The 5,067-nt window shown below is 67.4% G+C and carries 3 protein-coding genes; all 3 read right to left on the bottom strand.

Annotated features, from left to right (window positions below):
- Positions 1-2,006: ATP-binding protein (locus U9977_RS13560; RefSeq protein ID WP_322749608.1), on the bottom strand; the 2,006-nt coding region annotated here is incomplete at its 3' end.
- A 122-nt stretch (positions 2,007-2,128) separates the two neighbouring features.
- Positions 2,129-3,577, bottom strand: coding sequence for a sugar transferase (locus tag U9977_RS13565; protein ID WP_322749616.1), 1,449 nt, complete (start codon positions 3,575-3,577; stop codon positions 2,129-2,131).
- 948 nt (positions 3,578-4,525) lie between these two features.
- Positions 4,526-5,067, bottom strand: a 542-nt coding sequence (gene hemQ / locus U9977_RS13570; protein WP_322749609.1) for a hydrogen peroxide-dependent heme synthase, incomplete at its 5' end; no start/stop codon positions are given.

Genomic DNA, 5,067 nt, shown 5'->3' on the forward strand with positions numbered 1-5,067 from the left:
GCCGTGCACAGGGCAAGCTGCGCGCACGCCTCGCTCCTCGCGACCACTGACCCGACCCGTTCACCGACTGCCAGCAGTTCCCGGTAGCAGTCGGTGGCGACGGTGATCCGGCCGTGGCGGAAGGTGAAATCCCGGCCCACCAGGTCGAGACCGCGCATGACCGCCCGCGGACTCGACCAGCCCTGAACCCGCGCCAACAGTGCCTGTGTCTGTTCGACGGTTCTCGGCTGGAACGGTTCGATCGCGCGGGCCTGGTCGTCCTCGCCGCCGCGGGAGCGCAGGACCGCGACGGCGTCGGCCGGGTACTCCCGCCATCGCCCGACCCGCACCCACGCCATCGCACCGGACTCGACAGTGTCAACCGGGTCCACGGCGACCGCCAGCCGGGCCCACGTCAGGTTACCGTCGTCTGCGACCAGGCGAAGACCGTCACCTACCAGCGGCTCCCAGGCCGAAGCGGGCGCACCTTCCCGTAGCGCGTCGACCACGTGGATGACGAGTTCGGCGCCTTGCGCCGCGTCGAGCAGGGTGAGCGCGCGACGGGTGGTCTCGGGTGCCCTGGTGGCGTCGAGGGCTTGCGCCTGCGCGACCGCCAGCCGCCGAAGAACCTCCGCCCGTTCGTTGCCGCCTTGGGCCGGCATCAGCTCCAGGGCGTTGCCAAGCAGCCGGACGGCTTGGCCGTGAGCGTGGTCGCGGCTGGCGGACTCGGCGGCATGCAGGCAGTGGATGACGCCGCGTTCGGCTCCCGGCAGCGCCCGGGACCGCAGGTACTGCTCCGCGACGGCAGCGTGATCGGTGGGCTGTTCGCCTTCGAGGACGTCGGCGGCACGGCGGTGCAGGCGGGCAGCCCGGTCGGGATTGATCGAGTCAGCCAGCGCGTCGCGGACGATCGCGTGCGCGAACGCGTAGGGGGCGCAGACATTCGCCGTGCGTCGCAGGAATCCTGTCGCCAAGGCCTGGTCCACCGCGTCGAGTGCGCCCGCCTCGGACAGTTCCGCCACCGCGCCCACCGTGGCCAGGCGCAGGTCGCCGGAAAACACCGCGGCGGCCTGCAGCAACGATCGCGTTGCCGGTGCCAGCCCTCCGACGCGTGCCCGCACCGCCTGGCGGACGGTGGCCGGAATGCCCAGCGCGGACACGCTCGTGTCACTGAGCCACCGTCCGTCGCGTCGGACGAGTTTGCCGTCCTCGACCAGACCTCGGGCTACTTCGCGGACGTAGAACGGATTTCCCGCCGTGTGCTCGTGCACCGCGCGGACGACCGCCCGCGGCACCTCGTCCGTCCCGGCTGGCTCGCCCGTCCCGGCTGGCTCGTCGCCACCGGTACTCCTGGCGCCGGTACTCCTGGCGCCGGTATGCCTGGCGCCGGTCTCGCCGAACGTCCGGGCCAGGTAGCGCCCCACGCCGGTCGGGTCGAGTCCGCGCAGCCGCAGGTCGAGATAGCCGTGGATGCGGACGAGGGAGCCGAGCAGGGCAACGAGCGCAGTGTCGCCGGCAATACCGCTAATGCCCGACACCGCCGGATCGGGGTCCCGATACGTGCCGATCAGTACAATGCCGGCAGCCACCGCTCGCGCCGCGACGTAGCCGTAAAGCTCGAGGCTGTCCGCCGTCGCCCAGTGCAGGTCGTCTATCACCACGACGGTCCCCGTACCGGCCCCGGCCCCGGCCCCGGCGGCGGTAAGGGTCTCGTGGGCTGACGCGAACACCCGCAACCGTGCCTCGCGTGGGTTCAGCTGCCCCGTGCCGATGTCAAGGCCTCCGAGCGGTGCCATTGCGTCCACCCACGGGCCGTACGACGGTTGGGCCTGCCCCTGGAAGCACGCGCCCCACAACACCCGGGCACCGGCGCCGGTCGCCATCTCAGCGAAGGCACGACAGAGGGCTGTCTTGCCGACACCTGGCTCGCCGGAGATCGACACGACGCTGCCCTGACCGGACCGCGCGCGTTCGAGAGCGTCCTGCAGCAACGCCAGCTCCGGCCCGCGCCCGACGAGACCCCCCACGCGAACGCATGCTACCCGCGAAGATCTCACCGGCGAAGACGCCGTCCACGGTTGCGGACCGCAAGGGCAGCGGGTGCGACAGGTCGACTCGCACCAGGGGGATGTGGGACGACCGGGCGTTGTCAGTAGGCGCCCTCGCGACGCACGACGGCGAACAGCGTCCGCCAGAGGATCACGAAGTCCATGGCCAGCGACCAGTTCTCGACATAGCGCAGGTCCAGGCGGATCGACTCGTCCCACTCGAGATCGGAACGGCCGCTGATCTGCCACAGTCCGGTGAGTCCGGGCTTGACCATCAACCGGCGATGTACGTCGCCTTCGTACTGCGCCACCTCCGACGGCAGCGGCGGCCGCGGGCCGACCAGCGACATGCTTCCGTTGATGACGTTGAACAACTGAGGCAGTTCGTCCAACGACCACTTGCGCAGGAAGCGCCCGACCGGGGTCACCCGGGGATCATTACGCATTTTGAACAGCAGGCCCTCGGAACGCTCGTTCGCCCCGCGGAGCCCCTCCAGACGCGCTTCGGCGTCGATGTACATCGAACGGAACTTGTACATCCGGAACGAATCACCACCGCGACCCACCCGGGTCTGCTTGAAGATCGCCGGACCCCGGCTGTTCAGCCGCACCGCGATTGCGAGCCCCAGGAGCAACGGCGCGAAAATCATAACCGCGGCGAGCGCGAGACAACGGTCGACCAACGCCTTCAGGACCCGCCGGCCACCGGTGAGCTCCGGTTCCTCGATATGGAGCAGGGGAAGGCCAGCCACCGGGCGGATCGAAATACGGGGACCGGTGACGTCGGTGAGCGCGGAGCTCACCAGAACGTCGACGTCGCTGCCCTCGAGAGCCCACATCACCTGTCGAAGGGTGTCGCTGTCCAGCTGCGGACAGATGGCCACCGTCGTCGCTCTCGTGGCCTGGATCGCGGTGTGGAGGCTGTCCAACGTTCCGACGATCGGAACCCCGAGCAGGTCGAAGCCACTTCGTTCAGGCAGGTCATGGCTGTGGCGACCCGGGGACCGATCAAGACAGACCCCGACCACCGACCAGCCGGACGTCGGGTCACGATGGGCCAGGCGGACAAGGGTCGCCGCCGACTCACCAGCACCGACAACCAGCACCCTGTGCAGACAGCGACGGTTTCGCCGCATATGGTGAAGAATGCCACGCCCACCACTCCGGCCGACAACCGAAAGGACGGTGGCGACGGGAAACGCAATGAGAATATAGCTTCGAGCAATCTCAAGTTTTGTCGCGTAGGAAATCACCGCGACGCATGCGGTGATCCGGGCCGCCGCGTTCACGACCCGCTTGAATTCCTCCGAACCGCCGCCGAGAAAACGTCCCTCATATGCACGCCCGAATGCCATCGACAGCGCCCAGGCCACCGGCAGTAAGCCGCTCATGAGGATGTACGGCCATGAGGACTGAAACGGATGGTCACCAAAACGCACAAAGAACGCTATAATCGCGGCCAGCACACAGCCCAGAATGTCGAACACGATGAGAAGGCGAACATACCTGCGCTCCCAGGCGACCTGAGCACGGTATCCCACCCGCTCCATGGCACCCGTGGCCGCTGATTCCGGGACGGCGGACCGATGCCGGCGAGACTGCCGGCCGTCCTCGGGCATGTCGCCGAAATCGGGATCAGCTTGATCCCACATGTCAAAACCACGGACAAGGGGGGCCAATCTGGCCCCCATCGCTGCCCGAGCGTCACCGGGCATTGTCTCCGTCACTGCCAGCCCCCCCAGGACTCGGACGACTTCTCACTGTCTGCAATCATAAGATCTCAATCCGCACGATCGGGCGACCTGCTGCCAGCGCTCCGCCACGACCGTGTGGATGTACCCACCCGGATCGTTGCGGCCACCGCGGAACAGCGTCGATCAACCAGGAACCAGCCTCCGCCGCGGCCGTCCAGGCGTCGTCAAACGCCGTGTCCGGCGGGTCGGATACCCGGACGGACGCCATCGGGGTTCGATCTCCGGCAGCGCGTGCTCCGTTCCTCGGTGCGGCCTCGGTGAGGCATGGACGCGATCGCGCGACAGGTCCGACAGGTCGCAACAGAACCAATCGCGGTCCGCGAGAATCTCACCCGTCCCAACAGATCGGTAAACCGAGCCGCCGTGTTCCGGCCTCCGTTGTCAGATCCTACGGGAACCGTGAATGGCATGTCGGAACAACCGCCTGGGATTACCACACGGAAAACCGTACCGGTACCACTCGGGAAGCAATCCGGCGACCCCCTTGAGGTTACCGGAAGCGGTCGGCAAGGTGACGCGGGTCAGACATCCATGGATTTGTGGTAACCGATGGTAGCAGAGAATCACAGCCATCCACGATCGGGGACGAAGTTACGCGACGTAATTGCAACATAATGACCAGTTTACCCGGAACGCCCACCCGGATGCCCGCTCAGACGGGGGCGGCCCACGACCCAACCGGATGAAAAATCGGTACGAACCAGCATGAATGGTGCCATTCCGCCAGCGGGTCGCGGCCGGACGCTACGGCAGCGCCGCAACGAGATCAGCGACCGGCTTGCGAACCCCGGTGAAGAACGGCGTTTCCAACCGGGTATGCACCCGCGCCCGGCTGCCGCGCAGGTGCCGAAGGCAGTCGACAATCCGGTGGAGCTCGTCCGCCTCGAACGCCAGCAACCACTCATAGTCACCGAGACCGAAAGCAGCCACTGTGTTCGCCCGGACATCAGCGAACTCCCGACCCATGATCCCGTGTTCGGCCAGCATGCCCCGCCGTTCGTAGTCGGGCAGCAGATACCACTCCAGTGACCTGTTGAACGGATAGACACAGACATACGGCCGGGGATCCTCGCGCCGGACATAGGCGGGGACGTGGTTGCGGTTGAACTCGGCCGGCCGGTGCAGGCCGACCCCGGACCACACCGGGGCCATGGCCCGCCCCAGGGCACTCTGACGGAACCGCTGGTAGGTCTCCTGCAGCAGGTCCGGATCCGGACTGGTCCACCACAGCAGGACGTCGGCGTCCGCGCGGTACCCACTGATGTCGTACATGCCGCGGGTGTAGA

It is taken from the genome of Protofrankia sp. Cas8, from assembly GCF_963555845.1.
Classification (GTDB): Bacteria; Actinomycetota; Actinomycetes; order Frankiales; family Frankiaceae; genus Protofrankia.